18 protein-coding genes and 1 tRNA gene are annotated in these 18,930 nt (G+C 63.9%); 7 read left to right on the forward strand and 12 right to left on the reverse strand.

Going from position 1 to position 18,930, the window contains the following annotated elements:
• Positions 1-87 precede the first annotated feature (87 nt).
• From gyrB to ROSMUC_RS18355, 4 genes are all read left to right on the forward strand, one after another.
• Complete coding sequence (gene gyrB, locus ROSMUC_RS18340; RefSeq protein ID WP_037276076.1) at positions 88-2,505, forward strand: DNA topoisomerase (ATP-hydrolyzing) subunit B; 2,418 nt, start codon at positions 88-90, stop codon at positions 2,503-2,505.
• A gap of 74 nt (positions 2,506-2,579) precedes the next feature.
• Positions 2,580-3,608: an iron ABC transporter substrate-binding protein gene (locus ROSMUC_RS18345; RefSeq protein WP_037276077.1), complete on the forward strand. Its 1,029-nt coding sequence runs from the start codon at positions 2,580-2,582 to the stop codon at positions 3,606-3,608.
• Positions 3,581-4,603, forward strand: a complete 1,023-nt coding sequence (locus ROSMUC_RS18350; RefSeq protein WP_102106025.1) for a FecCD family ABC transporter permease — start codon at positions 3,581-3,583, stop codon at positions 4,601-4,603. Before ROSMUC_RS18345 ends, ROSMUC_RS18350 begins: the two co-directional genes overlap by 28 nt.
• Positions 4,600-5,415, forward strand: a complete 816-nt coding sequence (locus tag ROSMUC_RS18355; RefSeq protein ID WP_052115447.1) for an ABC transporter ATP-binding protein — start codon at positions 4,600-4,602, stop codon at positions 5,413-5,415. Before ROSMUC_RS18350 ends, ROSMUC_RS18355 begins: the two co-directional genes overlap by 4 nt.
• On the opposite strand, the gene ROSMUC_RS18360 is transcribed toward ROSMUC_RS18355, so the two are convergent.
• The 5 genes from ROSMUC_RS18360 to dgcN form a co-directional block, all read right to left on the reverse strand.
• Positions 5,400-6,263, reverse strand: a complete 864-nt coding sequence (locus tag ROSMUC_RS18360; RefSeq protein ID WP_037276079.1) for a branched-chain amino acid aminotransferase — start codon at positions 6,261-6,263, stop codon at positions 5,400-5,402. The genes ROSMUC_RS18355 and ROSMUC_RS18360 overlap by 16 nt on opposite strands.
• Before the next feature lie 56 nt (positions 6,264-6,319).
• A complete protein-coding gene (locus ROSMUC_RS18365; protein WP_037276082.1) occupies positions 6,320-6,811 on the reverse strand; it encodes a VOC family protein in 492 nt (163 codons plus the stop codon).
• 96 nt (positions 6,812-6,907) lie between these two features.
• Positions 6,908-7,768, reverse strand: a complete 861-nt coding sequence (locus ROSMUC_RS18370; protein ID WP_037276838.1) for a D-amino-acid transaminase — start codon at positions 7,766-7,768, stop codon at positions 6,908-6,910.
• Between the two features lie 4 nt (positions 7,769-7,772).
• Complete coding sequence (gene dgcA / locus ROSMUC_RS18375) at positions 7,773-8,738, reverse strand: N-acetyl-D-Glu racemase DgcA (protein ID WP_037276084.1); 966 nt, start codon at positions 8,736-8,738, stop codon at positions 7,773-7,775.
• Positions 8,739-8,768: 30 nt separating this feature from the next.
• On the reverse strand, positions 8,769-9,770 hold the full coding sequence (dgcN, locus tag ROSMUC_RS18380) for an N-acetyltransferase DgcN (RefSeq protein ID WP_037276087.1): 1,002 nt from the start codon (positions 9,768-9,770) through the stop codon (positions 8,769-8,771).
• 252 nt (positions 9,771-10,022) lie between these two features.
• On the opposite strand from dgcN, the gene ROSMUC_RS18385 reads away from it, so the two are divergent.
• A complete protein-coding gene (locus ROSMUC_RS18385; RefSeq protein WP_037276088.1) occupies positions 10,023-10,982 on the forward strand; it encodes an L-malyl-CoA/beta-methylmalyl-CoA lyase in 960 nt (319 codons plus the stop codon).
• A 30-nt stretch (positions 10,983-11,012) separates the two neighbouring features.
• Here the strand turns inward: ROSMUC_RS18385 and ROSMUC_RS18390 are convergent, their stop codons facing one another.
• From ROSMUC_RS18390 to ROSMUC_RS18400, 3 genes are read right to left on the reverse strand one after another with little or no spacing between them, the layout of a single operon-like run.
• Positions 11,013-11,615: a Smr/MutS family protein gene (locus ROSMUC_RS18390; RefSeq protein WP_037276089.1), complete on the reverse strand. Its 603-nt coding sequence runs from the start codon at positions 11,613-11,615 to the stop codon at positions 11,013-11,015.
• The gene (gene mltA / locus ROSMUC_RS18395; RefSeq protein ID WP_037276091.1) at positions 11,612-12,652 is read right to left on the reverse strand and encodes a murein transglycosylase A; all 1,041 of its coding nucleotides are present in this window, start codon (positions 12,650-12,652) and stop codon (positions 11,612-11,614) included. Before mltA ends, ROSMUC_RS18390 begins: the two co-directional genes overlap by 4 nt.
• Positions 12,649-13,308 carry a Tim44/TimA family putative adaptor protein gene (locus ROSMUC_RS18400; protein ID WP_037276101.1) on the reverse strand — a complete coding sequence of 220 codons (660 nt, stop codon included), beginning with the start codon at positions 13,306-13,308 and terminating at the stop codon, positions 12,649-12,651. Before ROSMUC_RS18400 ends, mltA begins: the two co-directional genes overlap by 4 nt.
• A gap of 109 nt (positions 13,309-13,417) precedes the next feature.
• Here ROSMUC_RS18400 and ROSMUC_RS18405 point away from each other — a divergent pair, with 109 nt between their 5' ends.
• The gene (locus ROSMUC_RS18405) at positions 13,418-13,882 is read left to right on the forward strand and encodes an FxsA family protein (protein WP_037276104.1); all 465 of its coding nucleotides are present in this window, start codon (positions 13,418-13,420) and stop codon (positions 13,880-13,882) included.
• A 238-nt stretch (positions 13,883-14,120) separates the two neighbouring features.
• Entirely contained in the window at positions 14,121-15,188 is a 1,068-nt protein-coding gene (locus tag ROSMUC_RS18410) for an alpha/beta hydrolase (RefSeq protein ID WP_102106045.1), read from the forward strand.
• 96 nt (positions 15,189-15,284) lie between these two features.
• Here ROSMUC_RS18410 and ROSMUC_RS18415 read toward each other — a convergent pair.
• The 4 genes from ROSMUC_RS18415 to ROSMUC_RS18430 form a co-directional block, all read right to left on the reverse strand.
• Positions 15,285-15,360, reverse strand: a tRNA-Thr gene (locus ROSMUC_RS18415).
• A 44-nt stretch (positions 15,361-15,404) separates the two neighbouring features.
• A complete protein-coding gene (locus tag ROSMUC_RS18420; protein ID WP_037276108.1) occupies positions 15,405-16,877 on the reverse strand; it encodes a heme biosynthesis protein HemY in 1,473 nt (490 codons plus the stop codon).
• 19 nt (positions 16,878-16,896) lie between these two features.
• Complete coding sequence (locus tag ROSMUC_RS18425; RefSeq protein WP_037276110.1) at positions 16,897-18,114, reverse strand: COG4223 family protein; 1,218 nt, start codon at positions 18,112-18,114, stop codon at positions 16,897-16,899.
• Positions 18,115-18,162: 48 nt separating this feature from the next.
• Positions 18,163-18,894: a uroporphyrinogen-III synthase gene (locus tag ROSMUC_RS18430; protein ID WP_037276113.1), complete on the reverse strand. Its 732-nt coding sequence runs from the start codon at positions 18,892-18,894 to the stop codon at positions 18,163-18,165.
• Between the last annotated feature and the right edge of the window lie 36 nt (positions 18,895-18,930).

The raw sequence follows: 18,930 nt of genomic DNA on the forward strand, positions 1-18,930 counted from the left end.
CAGAGGCGGCGCAAAATATGGGGGAATGACGTGACATTCCCCCCCAGACTTCGTATAAAATGGCAAAACTTCCGAAGGAAAATCCGCATGTCCGAACCCGCCGCCGCGCCCGAAGAATATGGTGCCGATTCCATCAAAGTTCTCAAGGGGTTAGAGGCAGTCCGCAAGCGTCCTGGGATGTATATCGGGGATACCGATGACGGCTCGGGTCTGCACCATATGGTGTATGAGGTCGTGGACAACGGCATTGACGAGGCACTGGCCGGTCATGCCGATGCCGTCAACGTCACGATCCATGCGGATTCCTCTGTTTCTGTCAGCGACAACGGGCGTGGCATTCCGGTAGATATTCACGAGGGTGAAGGCGTCTCTGCGGCAGAGGTCATCATGACCCAACTGCACGCAGGCGGCAAATTCGACAGCAATTCCTACAAGGTTTCCGGCGGTCTGCATGGGGTGGGCGTGTCGGTTGTGAATGCCCTGTCCGAGTGGCTGGAGCTGCGCATCTGGCGGGGAGGCAAGGAACACTATGCCCGCTTCGAGGGCGGCTTTACCGTAGAGCCGCTGCGCGTGGTGGGTGACGCGGGCGGCCGCAAGGGCACCGAGGTGCGCTTTCTCGCCTCGACCGAGACCTTTTCCAATCTCGAATACAGTTTCGAGACCCTGGAAAAGCGCCTGCGCGAACTGGCCTTTCTCAATTCCGGGGTGCGGATCATCCTGACGGATGAGCGCCCGACAGAGCCGCTCAAATCCGAACTGTTCTATGAGGGTGGCGTCAAGGAATTCGTCAAGTATCTCGACCGTCACAAATCCCCCGCCATGCCCGAGCCGATCTTTATCACCGGCGAGCGGGACGACATCGGCATCGAGGTGGCGATGTGGTGGAATGACAGCTATCACGAAACGGTGTTGCCCTTTACCAACAACATCCCGCAGCGCGATGGCGGCACCCATATGGCGGGCTTTCGCGGGGCATTGACGCGGACCATCAACACCTATGCCCAGACCTCTGGCATCGCGAAGAAGGAAAAGGTGACCTTCACCGGCGATGACGCGCGCGAGGGCCTGACCTGTGTTCTGTCGGTCAAGGTGCCCGATCCCAAATTCTCGTCCCAGACCAAGGACAAGCTGGTCAGCTCCGAGGTGCGCCCGGCGGTCGAGGGGTTGGTGGGCGAAAAGCTGGCCGAATGGTTCGAGGAAAATCCGCAGATCGCCAAGGTGATCGTCGGCAAGATCATCGAGGCCGCCCATGCCCGCGAGGCCGCGCGCAAGGCGCGCGAACTGACGCGCCGCAAGAACCCGATGGATGTGAATTTCTTGGCGGGCAAGCTCAAGGATTGCTCAAGCAAGGACCCCTCCAAGACCGAACTGTTCCTCGTCGAGGGTGACAGCGCTGGCGGCTCTGCCCAGACGGGCCGTGACCGGGGCACCCAAGCGGTGCTGCCCCTGCGGGGCAAGATCCTCAATGTCGAGCGCGCGCGGTTCGACCGGATGCTGGGCAGCCAGGAGATCGGCAATCTGGTGATGGCGCTGGGCACCGGCATTGGCCGGGATGAATTCGACATCAAGAAACTGCGCTACCACAAGATTGTCATCATGACCGATGCCGACGTGGACGGCGCGCATATCCGGACGCTGCTGCTCACGTTCTTTTACCGCCAGATGCCCGAACTGATCGAGGGCGGATACCTCTATATCGCGCAGCCGCCGCTCTACAAGGTGATGCGCGGCAAGTCCGAGGTCTATATCAAGGACCAGATGGGGCTGGAGGATTACCTGATCGCCCAAGGCACCACCGATGCCGCCCTGCGCCTTGGCTCGGGCGAGGAAATCGCCGGTCCGGACCTTGTGCGCGTGGTCGAAGAGGCGCGGCAGGCGCGGCGTATCCTCGAGGCGTTTCCGACGCATTATCCCCGCCACATCCTAGAACAGGCCGCGATTGCCGAGGCGTTCCTGCCCGGTCGCGTGGACAGTGACCTGCAAGGCGTGGCCGATACCGTGGCAAGCCGGCTCGACATGATCTCGAACGAATACGAGCGTGGTTGGCAGGGGCGCCCGACGCAGGACAAGGGGATGCGCCTGTCGCGCATCGTGCGCGGGGTCGAGGAAATGCGCACGCTGGATGGTCCGGTGCTGCGCGGAGGTGAGGCGCGCAAACTGGCGCAACTGACCACGCAACTCCGCGATATTTACCGCGAGCGGGCCACGCTGATCCGCAAGGACCGGGTGCAGGCCATCTTTGGGCCGCTCGACCTGTTGGATGCGATCCTCAAGGAAGGGGAAAAGGGGCTGAGCCTTCAACGCTACAAGGGTCTGGGCGAAATGAACCCCGATCAGCTCTGGGAAACCACGCTTGATCCCGAGGCGCGCACGCTGCTTCAGGTCAAGATCGACGATGTGGCCGAGGCTGACGATCTCTTTACCAAGCTGATGGGCGATGTGGTCGAGCCGCGCCGCGAGTTCATTCAGGACAACGCGCTCAACGTCGCCAATCTGGATTTCTGACGGAGACCGCCTATCTCACGCGCAGGGTGCCATGGGTTCGGTTGGGGCACCCGCGCAGCAAAAGGGCCACTGACATGCGATACCTGCTGCTGATCCTGTCGCTCTTGGCCGCGCCCGCCCAAGCCCGAAGCGTCACCGACAGCGCGGGGCGCGTGGTTGAGGTGCCCGAAACGGTTGGGAGCGTCTTTGCCGCTGGCCCGCCTGCCGCGATCCTTGTCTATATCCTCAAGCCCGAGGCCCTGACCGGCTGGCCTAGGGCGCTGCGCCCGGAAGAGCGCGCCTATATCGCCGAACCCTATCGCGATCTGCCCGAAACCGGGCGGATCACCGGGCGCGGCGGCGAGGCCAACCTTGAACGTGTGCTCGCGATCAAGCCTGATCTCATCCTCGACTTCGGCTCGGTACGCGACACCTATGTCGATCTTGCCAACCGTGTGCAGGAACAGACGGGGATTCCCTATCTGCTGATCGACGGACGATTTGAGAAGACGCCCGAGGCGCTGAGGCTCCTTGGTGGGGCGCTGGGCGTGCCCGAGCGGGCCGAAGCGCTGGCGAGCCATGTCGAAAGCGTCTTTGCCCGGATCGACGCCCTGCTCGCGGATGTGCCCCAAGAGACCCGCCCGCGCGTCTATCTTGCCCGTGGGCCCGAAGGGCTTGAGACCGGGATGAAAGGCTCGATCAACACCGAGATCATCGAACGCGCCGGCGGGCGCAATGTGGCGGATGACGGGGGTGCGACGCGTGGGCTGGTTCAGGCCTCGATGGAGCAGGTTCTGGTCGCCAACCCCGAGATCATCGTGACCTGGGACCGGAATTTTCATGCCGAAGTCTTTGACAACCCGCTCTGGCAGGGGATTGATGCCGTGCGCAACGGGCGTGTGCATCTGTCGCCCACCGCACCCTTTGGCTGGATCGACCGGCCTCCGTCGCTCAACCGGATGATGGGGCTGATCTGGATGGCGGGATTGCTCTATCCCGACCACTGGCGCGGCGATCTGCGCGCGGAAACACGCGCGTTTTACAAGCTCTACTACCATGTCGATCTGAGCGATGCGGAACTGGAAAGGCTGCTGGAATGGGCCGAGGGACGACCGCCGAACTAACCCGGCAAAAGCCGGTGTTGACCTTGACGGGGGCGCTGGCGCTTGGCGTTGCGATCCTGGCCTTTGGTGCCCTGATGCTGGGCCCCTATGCGCTGACACCTGCTGAAACGCTCGCCGCTCTTTTGGGACGCGGGGACAGTCAGGCACAGATCGTCGTCTGGAACATTCGCCTGCCGCGCGTGGCGGCGGCCATTCTGGTCGGGGCCGCGCTGGCGGCGGCCGGGGCCAGCTATCAGGCGCTCTTTCGCAACCCGCTTGTCTCGCCCGATATTCTCGGGGTGTCTGCCGGGGCCGGGCTTGGGGCCGTGGCCGGGATCTTTCTGTCGCTGCCGGTGGCGGCGATTCAGGCCTCGGCCTTTGTCGGGGGCATGGCTGCGGTTGGGGTTGTCACCCTCGTCGCGGCGCTGGTCCGCAATACCGACCGGACGCTGACATTGGTGCTGATCGGGGTCGTGATCGGCGCATTGGCGGGGGCGGCCACCTCGCTGCTCAAGGTGATGGCCGATCCCTATGACCAATTGCCAGCCATTACCTTTTGGCTGCTGGGTTCTCTCGCCGCGATCACGACCGAGGATATTCGCCCTGCCCTGCCGCTTGTCCTGCTTGGGCTGGTGCCACTGGTCCTGTTGCGCTGGCGGATCAATGTCCTCAGCCTCGGCGATGAAGAGGCCCGCGCGCTGGGTGTCGAGGTTGGGCGCACGCGGTTCCTTGTGATCGCGGCCGCCACGCTCATCACCGCGAGCGTCACAGCCCTCGCTGGGGTCGTGGGCTGGGTCGGCCTTGTCATCCCGCACATCGCGCGGATGCTGGTCGGGCCGGGCTTTGGCCGCCTCTTGCCCACATCGGTCCTGATCGGCGCGGCCTATCTTCTGATTGTCGATACTGCCGCGCGACTGATGGCCCAGACCGAGGTGCCGTTGGGTATCCTGACCGCCGTGATCGGCGCGCCCTTCTTTGTCTGGTTGCTGGCGCGCGGGCGGCGGGGCTGGTCATGATGCTGCGGGCGCGGGATCTGAGCATCGGCTATGGCGCGGCCGTCGTCGGCACGGGGATCGGGCTGGACGTGCAGGCCGGTGAGATCCTGTGCCTGCTGGGGCCGAACGGCTGTGGCAAGACCACGCTCTTTCGCACGCTTTTGGGCCTGTTACCGGCGCGCGCGGGCACGGTCCTGTTGGGGGGCAAGCCGCTTACGGCGCAGGCCCGCGTTGAGATTGCCCGTCAGGTCGCCTATGTCCCGCAGGCCCATGCGCCGCCCTTTCCCTTTGAGGCGCTCGAAGTGGTGCTGATGGGGCGCACGGCGCGTTTGGGGCTCTTTGGCCAACCGGGGGCGCGGGATCGCGCGGTGGCGCGCGATGCGCTGGACCGGCTTGGCATCGGCGCGCTTGCGCATCGCGATTACGCGCGGCTGTCGGGTGGCCAGCGTCAGCTTGTCCTGATTGCGCGCGCATTGGCCCAAGAGGCGCCCCTGATCGTCATGGACGAACCCACCGCCAGTCTCGATTTCGGAAATCAGGCGCAGGTTCTGGCACAGATTCGCGCGCTCGTGACCGAAGCGGCCAGCGAGGGCCGCAGTGTCATCCTGTCGACCCATGATCCCGATCAGGCCTTTGCCCTGGGCGCCCGCGTTGTGGTGATGAAGGACGGGCGCATCTTTGCCCAAGGGGATGCCGACGCGGCGCTGACCAGCGCCACGCTCAGCGCGGTCTACGGGATCGACATCACGGTCGAGACGACGTCATCGGGGCGCAAGGTGTGCCTGCCGTCGCTGCGGCACGCCCGCACCACCGCCCCTCAATTCGCGGAATAGGCCCAATCCCAATAGAGTTGACGCACCTTTTCAGTGATGGAGCCGGGTTTGTATTGCGTGTCCTCAAAGGCCGAGACGGGTGTGACCTTCATCAGGTTGCCGGACAGGAACACCTCGTCCGCCGCGTGAAAATCGTCGAAGGTCATCACGGTTTCATGCACCTCGATCCCCGCGCGGCGCAGGTTCTCGATATGCCGCGCGCGGGTGATCCCGGCCAGAAACGTGCCATTGGGGATGGGTGTGAACACCGCGCCATCCTTGACGGCAAAGACATTGGCGGTCGCGGTTTCCGCCACATTGCCCAGCGCATCCGCGACCAGCGCATTGCCAAAGCCACGCCCGCGCGCCTCTTTCAGCATCCGTGCATTGTTGGGATAAAGGCATCCCGCCTTGGCATTGACCACCGCATCCTCGAGCACCGGACGCCGAAACCGTGTGCGGCAGAGCGTCGTGCTGAACCCCTCTGGCGGCATCGGAATTTCCTCAAGGCTGATGGCGAAACCGGTGGCGCCCTCCTTGGGCACGATCCCCAGGTCGCCCCCTTCGAGCGCCCAATACATCGGCCGGATATACACCGCCGCCTCCTTGGGATAGGCGCGCAACCCCTCCCAGACGATCTCGACCATATCCGCCGCTTCGACGGTCGGCGTGATCATCAGCGCACGGGCCGAGGCATTGACGCGGGCGCAATGCTTGGCCAGATCCGGGGCAATGCCATCGACATAGCGCGCGCCGTCAAACACCGTCGTGCCGAGCCATGCGCCATGGTCCGCCGCCCGGATCACCGCCGGGTCGCCCGCCTGCCATGACCCGTTGAAATATGTGCGAATATTCGTGCCCGTCGCCATCTGCGCGCCCTCTCCTGATACGATGAGCGCAGCCTAGGCCCTGCGCGACGGATCGTCTAGCCCTCTGCCGGGGCGTGTGACAAAAGCTCTTTCAAATCAATGGGATAATTGACCATAGCCAGATTGCCCGCCGCATCCCGTGGCCATTCGGATTCGGGACGGTCGCGGTAGAGCTCCACACCATTGCCATCCGGGTCACTGACATAAATCGCCTCACTTACCCCGTGATCCGCAGCCCCCTCGATCGTGACTCCGGCCCGGATCACCCGGCGCAGGGCATCGGCCAGTTGCGCCCGGTCGGGATAGAGAAAGGCGGTGTGATAGAGGCCCGTGTGCCCCCTGGGTGCAGGCGTGCCGCCAAGGCTCTCCCAGGTATTCAGGCCAAGGTGGTGATGATAGCCCCCCGCCGACAGGAACGCCGCCCGGGTGCCGAATCTCTGTTGCAGTTCAAAGCCGAGCACACCGGAATAAAATCCGATGGCGCGGTCCAGATCGGCCACTTTCAGATGCACATGGCCGATACGGGCCTCAGGGTGAACGGGGGTCATTTGCGGCTCCAATCTTGGGTTTTCCCCAAGATGGCCGCAACCGCCCCCGCGCTCAATTCCCCGATTCTGCCCAGCTTCTGTGCAGAAATGCGCGGCTCAAACTGCCGCTTTCAGGCTCTCGTCCAGATAGATTTCGCGCAACCGCGCGGCAACCCGCCCCGGCGTGCCATCGCCCAAGGTCGCGCCGTCAATCTCGACCACCGGCATGACAAAGGCGCTGGCCGAGGTCACAAAGGCCTCGTCCGCCACCTTGGCCTCGTCAATCGTGAAGGCGCGTTCCTCGACCTCCATCTGCGCCTCGCGGGCAAAGCGCAGCACCGCGGCGCGGGTGATCCCGTGCAGGATGTCGTTGGACAATTGCCGCGTGATGATGCGGTTGCCCTTGACGATATAGGCGTTGTTGCTGGTGCCTTCGGTCACATGACCGTCCTCGACCATCCAGGCATCGTCGCATCCGGCCTTCTTGGCCATCATCTTGCCCATCGAGGGATAGAGAAGCTGCACCGTCTTGATGTCCCGCCGACCCCAGCGAATATCCTCGATGCTGATGACCTTGATCCCGGTCTTGGCCACCGGATTCTCTGCCAGGCCCGGCTTGGACTGGGTAAAGAGCACCAGCGTCGGCTCGGTCGTTTCGGCGTTCGGGAACACGAAATCGCGGTCGCCGTCGCTGCCGCGCGTGACCTGAAGATAGACCAGACCATCGGTGATGTCGTTGGCGCGGACCAATTCGCGGTGAATCTCCAAGAGATCGTCGAATGCCGCCGGTTTCTTCATGTCGAGCTCATTCAGCGACCGCTCCAGCCGCGCCAGATGCCCGCCGAAATCAATCAGCTTGCCGCCCAGCACGCTTGTCACCTCGTAAACGCCGTCAGCCATCAGAAACCCCCGGTCGAAAATCGAAACGGTGGCCTCGGTTTCCGGCAGATACTTGCCGTTTACATAGACAGTGCGCATGGTCTCATCCCCATAGTTCTGGCCGTGGCGGATGCACGCCCGCGGCATCGAAAATCAAAGCATTCTCGCGGTCTTCGGCCAGAAGCAGCGGGCCGTCAAGGTCTGTCACCATCGCCCCTTGGGCTACAAGCGTCGCAGGCGCCATGGCAAGCGAGCTTCCGACCATGCAGCCGACCATGATTCCATAGCCCTCGGCGCGCGCGGCATCGCGCAGCGCCAGCGCCTCGGTCAGACCGCCGGTCTTGTCCAGTTTGATGTTGACCACATCGTATTTGCCCTTGAGCTTGGGCAGGCTGGCGCGGTCATGGCAGGATTCGTCGGCACAGACCGGAACGGGCCGCGCCATGCCGATCAGCGCCTCATCCGCGCCTGCGGGCAGCGGTTGCTCGACCAGCGCCACGCCAAGCCGCACCAGATGCGGGGCGAGATCGGCATAGACCGCCGCACTCCACCCTTCATTGGCATCGACGATGATCTTGGCCTGTGGCGCGCCGCGTCGGACGGCCTCTAGCCGGGGCATGTCATCCGGCGTGCCCAGCTTGATCTTGAGCAAGGGGCGATGCGCGTGTTTCGCGGCCTGCGCCTGCATCGCCTCGGGTGTGTCGAGCGACAGCGTATAGGCCGTGATCTCGGGCCCCGGCGCGGGCAGCCCGGCCAGATCCCAGACACGGCACCCCGCGCGCTTGGCCTCGAGATCCCAGAGCGCGCAATCCACCGCGTTGCGCGCCGCCCCAGCCGGCAAGAGATCATAGAGCGCGGCGCGCGTCACCGTCCCCGTCAGCCCCTCGATCTGCGCCGTCACGCTCTCGAGTGTTTCGTCGTAACGGGCGTAGGGCACGCATTCGCCCCAGCCTGTCACGCCGCCCTCGGTTATCCGCACGGTCAAGACCTTGGCCTCGGTCCGCGATCCCCGGCTTATGGTGAACACCTGCGCCAGTCGGAACACATCCCGTGTCACATCAATCTGCAAGGCCGTCCCCTTTCATCGTTCTTTGAATACTCAAATCGCGGCCAAGGCAGCCACCAGCGGCGCGGACCCGAACCGATAGGGATCGGTTGCGGGCAATCCCATCTCGGCCTCGACACGGGCCAGATAGGCGCGCGCGTCTTCCTCGGTCATATGCTGGGTATTGACCGAAACGCCCACCACCTGACAGGCGGGGTTGGCGATCCGCGCGATGGGCAGCGCCATGTCGCGCAACGCCTCGAGCGTGGGCGGCGTGTAGTCGGGCAGGCCGCGCATATGAGCGCGTGTCGGCTCGTGACACAGGATCAGCGCATCGGGCTGACCGCCATGGATAAGCGCCATCGTCACCCCGGAAAAGGACACGTGAAAGAGGCTGCCCTGCCCCTCGATCAGGTCCCAGTGGTCGGGATCATTATCCGGCGTCAGCCATTCCACCGAACCGGCCATGAAATCCGCGACGACCGCATCGAGCGGCACGCCATCGCCGGTGATGAGGATCCCGGTCTGGCCGGTCGCCCGGAATGTGGCCTTCATGCCTGCGGCGATCATCTCGCGCTCCATCGCCATGGCGGTATACATCTTGCCCACAGAGCAATCCGTACCCACGGCCAAACAGCGCTTGCCGGTGCGTTTCTTGCCATCCGCGATGGGATATTTCACCGATGGCACCCGCACATCATGCAGTTTGCGCCCTGTCGCCTCGGCCACCGCGCGCAGATCCGCCTCGTCGCGCAAGAGGTTGTGCAGGCCTGCCGCCAGATCGAACCCTTCTTCCAGCGCCGCCACCAGCACCTTTTTCCAGGCTTGGCTGATGATGCCGCCCCGATTGGCCACGCCGATGACCACGGTCTTGACGCCTGCCGCCTTGGCCTCGGCCAGCGTCATGTCGGGCAGACCCAGATCGGCACCGCAACCGGGCAGGCGGAATTGACCCAAGGCATTGTCGGGCCGCCAGTCACGGATGCCAATGGCGACCTTGGCCGCCAGCATGTCGGGCGCATCGCCCAGGAACAACAGATAGGGGGTCTCGATCATGGCACATCCTTTCGCTATAGCTTGGCGACAGTTTCCAACGAATTCTTTGTGATTTTCTGTTTGATTTCATGTAATCCATATAATTTCCACATATTCCTTCGACATATGTGACGGTTATTCGAATTTTCTTCACTATGCTTTTTCTTCACGCACCCGGTGCGCCGGGAAAACCGCCTTGCAGAGCCTCGCGCAATTTCATAACCACAGCCGCGATAATCCCGCAATTTCCTTATGTAACGGAGCCACTCGCCCATGAGCTTTCGCCTGCAACCGCCCGCCCCTGCCCGCCCGAACCGCTGCCAGCTTTTTGGCCCCGGTTCCAACACCAAACTGTTCGAAAAAATGGCGGCCTCGGCGGCGGATGTGGTGAATATCGACCTTGAGGATTCCGTTGCCCCCTCGGACAAGGACATCGCCCGCAAGAATACCATCGAGGCGATCAATACCGTGGATTGGGGCAAAAAAACCCTTTCGGTGCGGATCAACAGCCTCGATTCTCCGTTCTGGTATCGCGATGTGGTGGACCTGCTCGAAAACGCGGGCGAGCGGCTGGATCAGATCATGATCCCCAAGGTTGGCTGCGGCGCGGATATCTATGCCGTGGATGCGCTCGTCACCGCCATCGAGGCCGCGAAGGGCCGGAAAAAGCGGATCGCCTTTGAGGTGATCATCGAATCCGCCGCTGGTATCGCCCATGTCGAGGAAATCGCCGCCGCCTCGCCCCGGCTTGAGGCGATGAGCCTGGGTGCCGCAGATTTCGCGGCCTCAATGGGGATGCAGACCACCGGCATCGGTGGCACGCAAGAGGATTACTATATGCTGCGCGAGGGCCAGCGTTATTGGTCCGACCCGTGGCATTGGGCACAGACCGCCATTGTCGCCGCCTGCCGTACCCATGGGCTCTTGCCGGTCGATGGCCCTTTTGGCGATTTCTCGGATGATGAGGGTTTTCGCGCGCAGGCGCGGCGCTCGGCCACACTTGGTATGGTGGGCAAATGGGCGATTCACCCCAAGCAGATCGCGCTTGCCAACGAGATTTTCACGCCCTCCGAAGCGGCCGTGCAAGAGGCCCGCGAAATCCTGAAGGCGATGGAAGAGGCCAAGGCGCGCGGCGAAGGGGCCACCACCTACAAGGGTCGCCTTGTCGATATCGCCTCGATCAAACAGGCCGAAGTGATCGTCAAACAATCCGAGATGATCGCAGGTCAGTAAAACAACAGAGGGCGGTCCAGTGGGCCGCCCTTATCTCTGCCGCCGCAGATAGACGTAATAGGCCCCGCCGCCGCCATGTTTCAGATGCGCCTCGGTGATCTGCAAAACCAGCGCGGCCAGCGGCGGCATCCGCAGCCATTGCGGCACGTTGTGGCGCAACACGCCGTGCCGCACCGGGATCGGCCCGCCGGTGTCGCGATCCTTGCCCTTGCCTGTCACCACCAGCACCAGCCGCAACCCCGCCGCATGGGACCGCAGGATAAACCCGGTCAGTGCCGGATGCGCGCGGTCCATGGTCATGCCGTGCAGGTCGATCTTGGCCTCGGGGATCAGCTTGCCGCGCTTCATCCGGTGAAACGCCTTCTTGTCCATCTGCACGGGGGCTGTGGCCACCCGCTCGGAGAGGCCGGGCAAGACATCATGCGCGGGAGGCGCGCCCGCTGCCTTCTGCCCGATCTGGAAATCCTCGATGCGGGGCGTGGGCGGGGCGCTGCGCGGGTTGCGGATCATCGGTTCGGGCTGCGGCGCAGGCGCAGGCACGCGCGCTGCGGCCTCGGGACGGATGCGTTGTGCGGTGCGCGCCACCTGTTGCCAGAGTTCCAGCTCTTCGGGCCGGACACGCCGGCGGCTCACGGCGTCTGCTCCGGCAGCATGGCGTAGGCGCGTTGAATGGGCATCAGCACCACCATCCGCCCCGGATCGCGCAAACGCCCCGCGGCCTGACCCGCCGCATCGCCCGTGCCAAAGAAAATATCGGCGCGCTGCGCGCCCTTGATCGCCGATCCGGTATCCTGCGCCACCATCAGGCGGCGGATCGGACCATCGCCATCCTTCTCCACCCAGACCGGTGCGCCCAAGGGCACAAAGGCCGGATCGACCGCCACGGTGCGCAGGGTCGTCACCGACCGGTTCATTGCCCCCAGCGGTCCACGCTCGGCCGGCACATCGTCAATCCGGCGAAAGAACACATAGGACGGGTTGTGAAAGAGCAGCTCGCGCCCCTCTTCGGGATTGCGCCGCACCCAGTTCTTGATCACCTCGGCGGACACCTGATGCACCGAATAAATCCCGCGCTGCACCAGTTCCACCCCGATCGAGCGATAGGGATGGCCATTGGCCCCCGCATAGCCCACGCGGATCACCTGACCATTCTCCAGCCTGATCCGCCCTGATCCTTGGATCTGCAGGAAAAACAATTCAACCGGATCATCGACCCAGGCAATCTCGAGCCCGCGCCCGCGCATGACATCGGTGGTCTCGATCTCGCGGCGGGTGAGCCAGGGATTCGACAACCGCGCCTCGGGCGGTTCGCGATACACCGGATAGCGATAGCGCCCGCTGGGGCGCAACGCGCCATGCAACTCTGGCTCGAAATAGCCGGTAAAGAGCGCAGGCTTGCCCTCGGACACCATGACGGGGCGAAAAAACAGTTCGAAAAATCCCCGTGCATCGGGGCGCTGCTGCGCCAGAGCGCAGAGCGACCGCCAATCGGGGTCCTTCATATCGGGGCAGGTGTTGAGAAAAACGGAAAGGGCCGCGGCGTGATCATCCTCGGCCCATCCATTCAGATCGTCAAAGCTCAGGATTTCGTGGGTCACGTCCTGTGCCACGGCCGGTGTCGCACACACCAGCCACAACCCCAGACCAATTCCCCACAGCCCCCGGATCATTCGCCCGTGGCAACAAGCCGCCAGTTGGGATCGTCCGATCCCATGATCCGCTCATAGGTCCAGACATCCTTTTGACGTTTCGACTGGCCCGGCGCCCCTTCGACGATCTCGCCGTTGCTGTCGCGCACGACCGAAATCAGCTCGCCCACGTAACGCACAGAGATTTCCGCGCGCCGCGTCTGGCTATCGAACTGCGCATCCGCCAGCGCCAATTCCCGCACGCCGATGAATTCCGCCTCGATCGTCAACCCCTGCTGTTCCCGGGCATCGACCACCTGCGCAAAGGTCTCGTAGACATCGCGGTCCAGAAACGGTGTCACCTCGTCCAGCTTGCCACGCTCAAAGGCCATGAGGATCATCTCATAGGCCCCGCGCGCGCCTTGCAGAAAGGTCGTGACGCTGAAGTCCGGCTCGATCCGCTTCATCTCGGCCAAGGCTCCGGCAGCATCGGAATCCTCGGGCACATGATCGACGATGTCATGGTCCGGCCCCCCCTCGATCACCTCGAACTCGCGGCGGCGGCGGGTGTCGGGCGCGGGCGCGCTGCGCGTCGGCCCCTCGAACCCGTCACGCGTGCCCAGAACATTCTTGAGACGCAAAATCAGGAAAATGGCGATACCGGCGAGCACCAGTAACTGCAAGATGGGCGAATTCATGGACACCTCTTGTTGTGCGGGGCATGGTAAGCGTCTGCGCTCAGTCCTATGTAGGGGCTGGACAGGGTCAAGTCCACCGTAAGGGTCATAAAACAAAGGAGGGCCGCGTATGTGGCTTTTTCTGGCATTCCTCGCCGTTCCGCTGATCGAAATCGCGCTGTTCATTCAGGTGGGCGGATTGATCGGCCTGTGGCCCACGTTGGCCATTGTCGTGCTGACCGCCGTGATCGGCACATGGCTCTTGCGGATGCAGGGGGCGGTCGCGATGACGAACCTGCGCCGCTCCTTCTCGGACCTCGACGATCCGTCGGAACCTCTGGCGCATGGGGCGATGATCCTCTTTGCGGGCGCGCTGCTGCTCACGCCGGGGTTCTTTACCGATGGGCTGGGCTTTGCGCTCTTGATGCCGCCGGTGCGCCGCGCGGTGTTCCGGCAGATCCGTCAGCGCGTGCATGTCCAGCGCTTCGAGATGGGCGGCCGCCCGCCCCCCGCCCGCGACGATGTGGTCGAGACCGACTATGAGGACGTGACGCCCGATCGCACGCCCCAAGACCCCAATCGCAGACTGCATTAGCGCCCGACGCCCCCCGCGACACGGTCAGCCATAGGGCATGCGCCTATCATGGCGGTGTTGGCGCGTCCTGTTCAAATCTGTTGACCCGCAAGTGGGGCGCGGGCAAGCTGCGTGACAGGCGCCGTGCCTCGGGGGCAATGCGCTAGTTTGGATTAACGATACTTCAGGCGTGATTTTCGAGAGGGTTGTCATGACGCCTCATATTCATTTCAGACGCTGGATTTCAGCACTTGTCATGATGGCCCTGGTCGCATGCTCGCCCGCACCACAGATCATCGGCATCCGCAACGCAGAGGTCCCGGTCGAGTCGGTCGCAGAGCTGACCAAGCATCGAATCTTCATCATGTCGACCCGAGGATCGTCCGAAGTGGCGGGCGCGTTCTATTCATCGCAGCGTGCGCCGGATCTGGGCATGGCCTCGGTCGATGCCACCGTGCCGCCCACGCATGTATTGGGTGTGCTGGAGCGGCCAAAGCGCTTGCCGCCCGACCCGCGCCGCGAATTCACCGTCGTCAATCCCGTCGTCTACAGCACCGACGACGCCTTTATCGCGGGCATAAACCGCGAGCTGGCCAAGCGCGCGCCGGGCAACCGCAAGCTCCTGATCTTCGTCCACGGCTTCAACAACACCGCCAGCGATGCCGTGCTGCGCCTGTCGCAATTCGTGGAGGACACGGGATTCCAGGGGGTGCCGGTGCTCTTCACATGGGCCTCGGCAGCCAAGGGAACGCGCTATGTCTACGATTTGAACAGCGCACTTATCGCCCGGCCCCAAGTCCGGACAATGGCCGCAACCCTGAACCGAACCAACGCTGAACGGATCGATGTCTTTGCGCATTCAATGGGCACCTTCCTCACGATGGAAGGGCTTGTGAGCCAGCAGGTAGCAGGGCGTCTTGGCACAGGGATCCCCATAGATCACATCGTGCTGGCCGCGCCAGACATCGACATTGACCTATTCCGCACCCAAATTACCGCCCTGCACCCATCAATAAAGAAGCGCATGTTTCTCCTGATTTCCAAGGATGACGCCGCACTGCGCCTGTCGCGGCGCATTGCCGGTGGCGTGCCCCGTGTCGGGGCCGCAGATGCGCTGCTGCTGGAAAAGCTCGGCGTGACGGTCATCGACCTCTCGCAGATCGACGATTCAAACTCCGGCAGCCACTCCAAGTTTGCAGGCTCGCCCGAAGTCGTGCAACTGATCGGCGCTGGACTGAACTCCAACCGTCGGTTTGGTAAAACCGGCAGCAGCACGACCTTTCAGGAACTTCTCGCCAACACACCCATCATGATCCTTGGGAACTGACACGGTCACGGCCAAGTTTGCTCTATAAGCGGGGTGACCCACACAAACGCAGAGTTTTCCAGCCTCACGTTCTAATCATGATTTTGAACAGGAAAGTGGTGCCGCTGAAGGGACTCGAACCCCCGACCCCATCATTACGAATGACGTGCTCTACCAGCTGAGCTACAGCGGCCCCGGTGGCGGCGCTATAGCATCGCGTATGTCAGGGGAAAAGCCCTATTTTTCACCCTTGGCTGAGGCTTCTTCCTCGACGATTTCGGCATCCGGAACGGTGTCTTGGTCGTCGTGTTCAGGTTCAGGCTTGGGCTCGTCCAGCGCCCCGACGATGAGCGGCAGCATTTCCAGCCCCGTCGGCGTGGCAATTGGGCTGTTGGGTGGCGCGCGCCAGCTGAGCGTGTCGAAGGAATTGCAATTCTCGCAGGCGGGCGCCCATTCGGCATGGATATGCTGGCATTTGTCACAGACCCATTGCGGCCCGCGCGGTGCCGAGAGGGCCCGTGCGAGCCAGCCCTTGACCACCGCATCGGGCGCGCCTTCGCCCCGCTCGATGGCCGCCATGATGGTCAGAGCACGCGCATCCGGCTCGACCTCGGCCAGCGTGCCCAGCGCGCGGCGCGCGGCGGGAAAATCCTCTGCCGCCAGATTCAATTCCGCCTCGAGCAACCGGGTTTCGCGGTTATCGGGATGCACCTTGAGGAGCTTGGCAAAGCGTTTCAGCCGCTGGCGCGGTGACTCGTTCGGCTCGATCGCGGCAAAGGCCGCCGCCAGATCGGGATGCGGATGCACGAGCCACGCCTTGTTGATAACCCGCAGCGCGTTGCGCGTGTTGCCCTGGTCGAGATAGCCGCGCGCCGCCAGCACCGCCGCCGGAATGAGATCGGGCGAGAGGCGATTGGCCTCGATCGCGGCCTCGCGCGCCTCGATGGTCTTGCCCTCGTCAAGCACGTCGCGTGCCTCGGACAGGGCCAGCACCGCATCGCGCCGCTTGTGGACATCGCGCGGCAGGCTGCCGTATTTCAGCTTGGCATTCAGGGTCGCACGCGCGCCCTTCCAATCCGCGGTCTTGGCCTGCAACTCGAGCAGCGTATCCTGCACCTCGCCATGGCGCGGCTTGAGCGCGAAGGCCGTCTTGGCCAGCTTCAGCGCGGTCTCGGTATCGCCCTGGGCCAGCTTTTGCCGCAAGATGCCGCGCACGCCAACAAAGCGGGTTTTTTCATTGGTCAGAAGCTGCTTGTAAACCTCTTCGGCCTTGCGCCCGTTGCCTGCCATCTCGGCGGCCTGCGCGGTGATGAGGTTGGTCAGCGCCGGCTTGCGCAGATATTTCTCGGCCTTGGCGGCCTGCGCCATGGCCACGTCACCCTCGCCCGAGGCGAGCGCCAGCATCCCCTCGGAAAGCGCGCGATAGCCTTTGTCCTGACGGCTGCGGTCAAAATAGCGCGAGAGCGCGGTTTCATCGCCGTTGATGAACCGCAGCGAGGCGACGACAAGGCCAGTCAGTTTCATCAAAAGCCAGATGGCAAAGACCAGCACGCCCAACGCGATCACCGCCTTGATCGGTGTGAGATTGATCTCGACCCCCGCCATCACGATCCGCACACCGCCATCGAGTTCGAGCAAAAAGCTCGCCCCCAGCGTCACGCCCGCCACGAGGGCAATGAAAACCGCTATCTTGATAATCGACCAAAGCATGGCGCTCGCCTTTTCTCGTTCAATTCACTTTTTCGGCCAGGGCCGCTGCGGCGGCAAGCGCCTCTTGTCGGCGCGTGGCCAGAGCGACCCAATCCGCAAGGGGCGCGCGCGCAGCCTCGGGCAACGTCTCGATCTCGGTCAGCGCATCGCTCAGGCGACCGTCGGCCAGGGCCGCCTCGGCGCGCGACAGCACCGCATCGGGGTCATCCCCCTCCTGCGGGCTGAGAGAGCGGATGCCGAGCTGGCTCTTGAGAAAGCCGCCGACGCCGGCCACCGCATCGCCGCTCTCGGCGCGGGCGGCGGCGAGCGCGGCGCGCGCCGCCTCGGGGAATGTCTCGATCAACGCGGCCTCGGTCGGCACACCGGTTTCGGCCTGTTCGGCCAGCACTTCGGGCACCTCGGCGCCGGTGTCGCGCAGCTCGCTCAGCGCCGGGGCAAAGTCGCTGCCCGTGTCAAGCGCGGTTCGCACCTGTGTCAGCGCGGCCCGGCGCAGCGTGGCCACGGCGCTGTCGCGCGCTGCTGCCTCTTGCGCATCCGCCGCCGCGCGCAATGCCTCGACCTCAGCCGCCTGCGCCGCAAGAGATGCGCGCAACTGCTCGATTTCGGCCACGGGCACGCCACCACCCTCTGCCACCGGGCGGGATTCAAGCGCCGCGATCCGCGCTTCCAGATCGGCAATCTGCCCGGTGAGGGCGGTCATTGTCTGGCTCAGCCCGTCGATCTCACCGCTCAAATCGGGGGGGCTTTCCAGCCCGTCCAAATCAGTGCGCAGCGCAGTCAAACGCGCATCGTGATCCGCCAGCGCCGCCTCAACGCCGCTCTCTTCGGGCGCAAACCACGCCGGGGGCAGCACATAGGGGGCCACCGCAACGCCCACACCTGCCGCCACCACACCGCCCAGCACCATCGACCAGAACCCGCCCTGGCGCACAATCACCTGTTCGGTTTTGACCATGGCGGAGGAGTCGGACGCGGGTGCATCGGTGCCCACATAGAGCGCGCCGGGCACCTCCGGCGTGTGATCTTCGGCAGCCTCCGCTTGCGCAGGTGCCTCGACCTCAGCACTTTGTGCTGTTTCCTCTGGGGCTTCTGTGGCGTCGGCCGCATTGCTCTCCGGGCGCTCTGGCTCTGACTCCTCAGGCTCTACGACAGTTGCTTGCTCCGCCTCCGGCGCCTTGTCATCAGGCAGAGCTTCTGCCTCAACCGCTTCCTTCGGAGCTTGCTTCTTGTCAGCCACCTTGTGCCATCCTTTCGAATCTCACCACACGTCCCTGTCAACCTGACCTTACTGCGGTCGTTTTCCACCCTCAAGCCGCTTGGCCATCTGCACCTGATGTTGCACCAGCGCAAGCATCCCCGGCAAATCCGGCGTTTCGGCAATATCCACGCGCTGCGCCACACCCTCGGGCACGTTGTCCGCCACCTTGCGGCTTATGGCCGCGATGTAGAGCGGGGCAGTGATCGGCCCCGCCTGACCCAGCACGATCCGAGCGGTCCGGGGTGACATCAGCGGCAGGATAACCGGCTCCGCCCCCCCCAAGAGCGCCTGCGCCTCGGCACTCAGCGCCGACTCGACCTGATCATAAACCACCGCATCGCGCGCCATATGCCCCGCCGCCCTGAGCGCCCCGGCGATATCCGCGGCCACATGCGCGCCCCTCAGATGCACAAACGGCCCATGCCCCCCCTCCGCCGCGATCCGCGCCAAGAGCGCCTCGGCATCGCCCCCGGCGGAAATGGCGCGCATCCCTTGCGCCTCTGCCGCCTCTGCCGTGGCATCGCCCACCGCGTAACAGGTGAAATCCCGCCGCGCGCTCAGGCGGCAAAACCCCTCGACCCCGTGGCGCGAGGTAAAGATCAGCACCTCCTCGCCCGACATCTCGGGCAGCACCCCGTCATAGGCGATCCGCATCACCGGCGAGATCACGACAGCCACCGCATCACACAGCGCTTGCACCTCAACGGCCATGCGACGCGCCTCGGGTTCGGGCCGGGTAATCAGGATCGTTACGGTCATGGCCCATCCAGAGTTGTTGCCTGCCTCATTCGGTGT

Source organism: Roseovarius mucosus DSM 17069, from assembly GCF_000768555.3.
Taxonomy (GTDB): Bacteria; Pseudomonadota; Alphaproteobacteria; order Rhodobacterales; family Rhodobacteraceae; genus Roseovarius; species Roseovarius mucosus.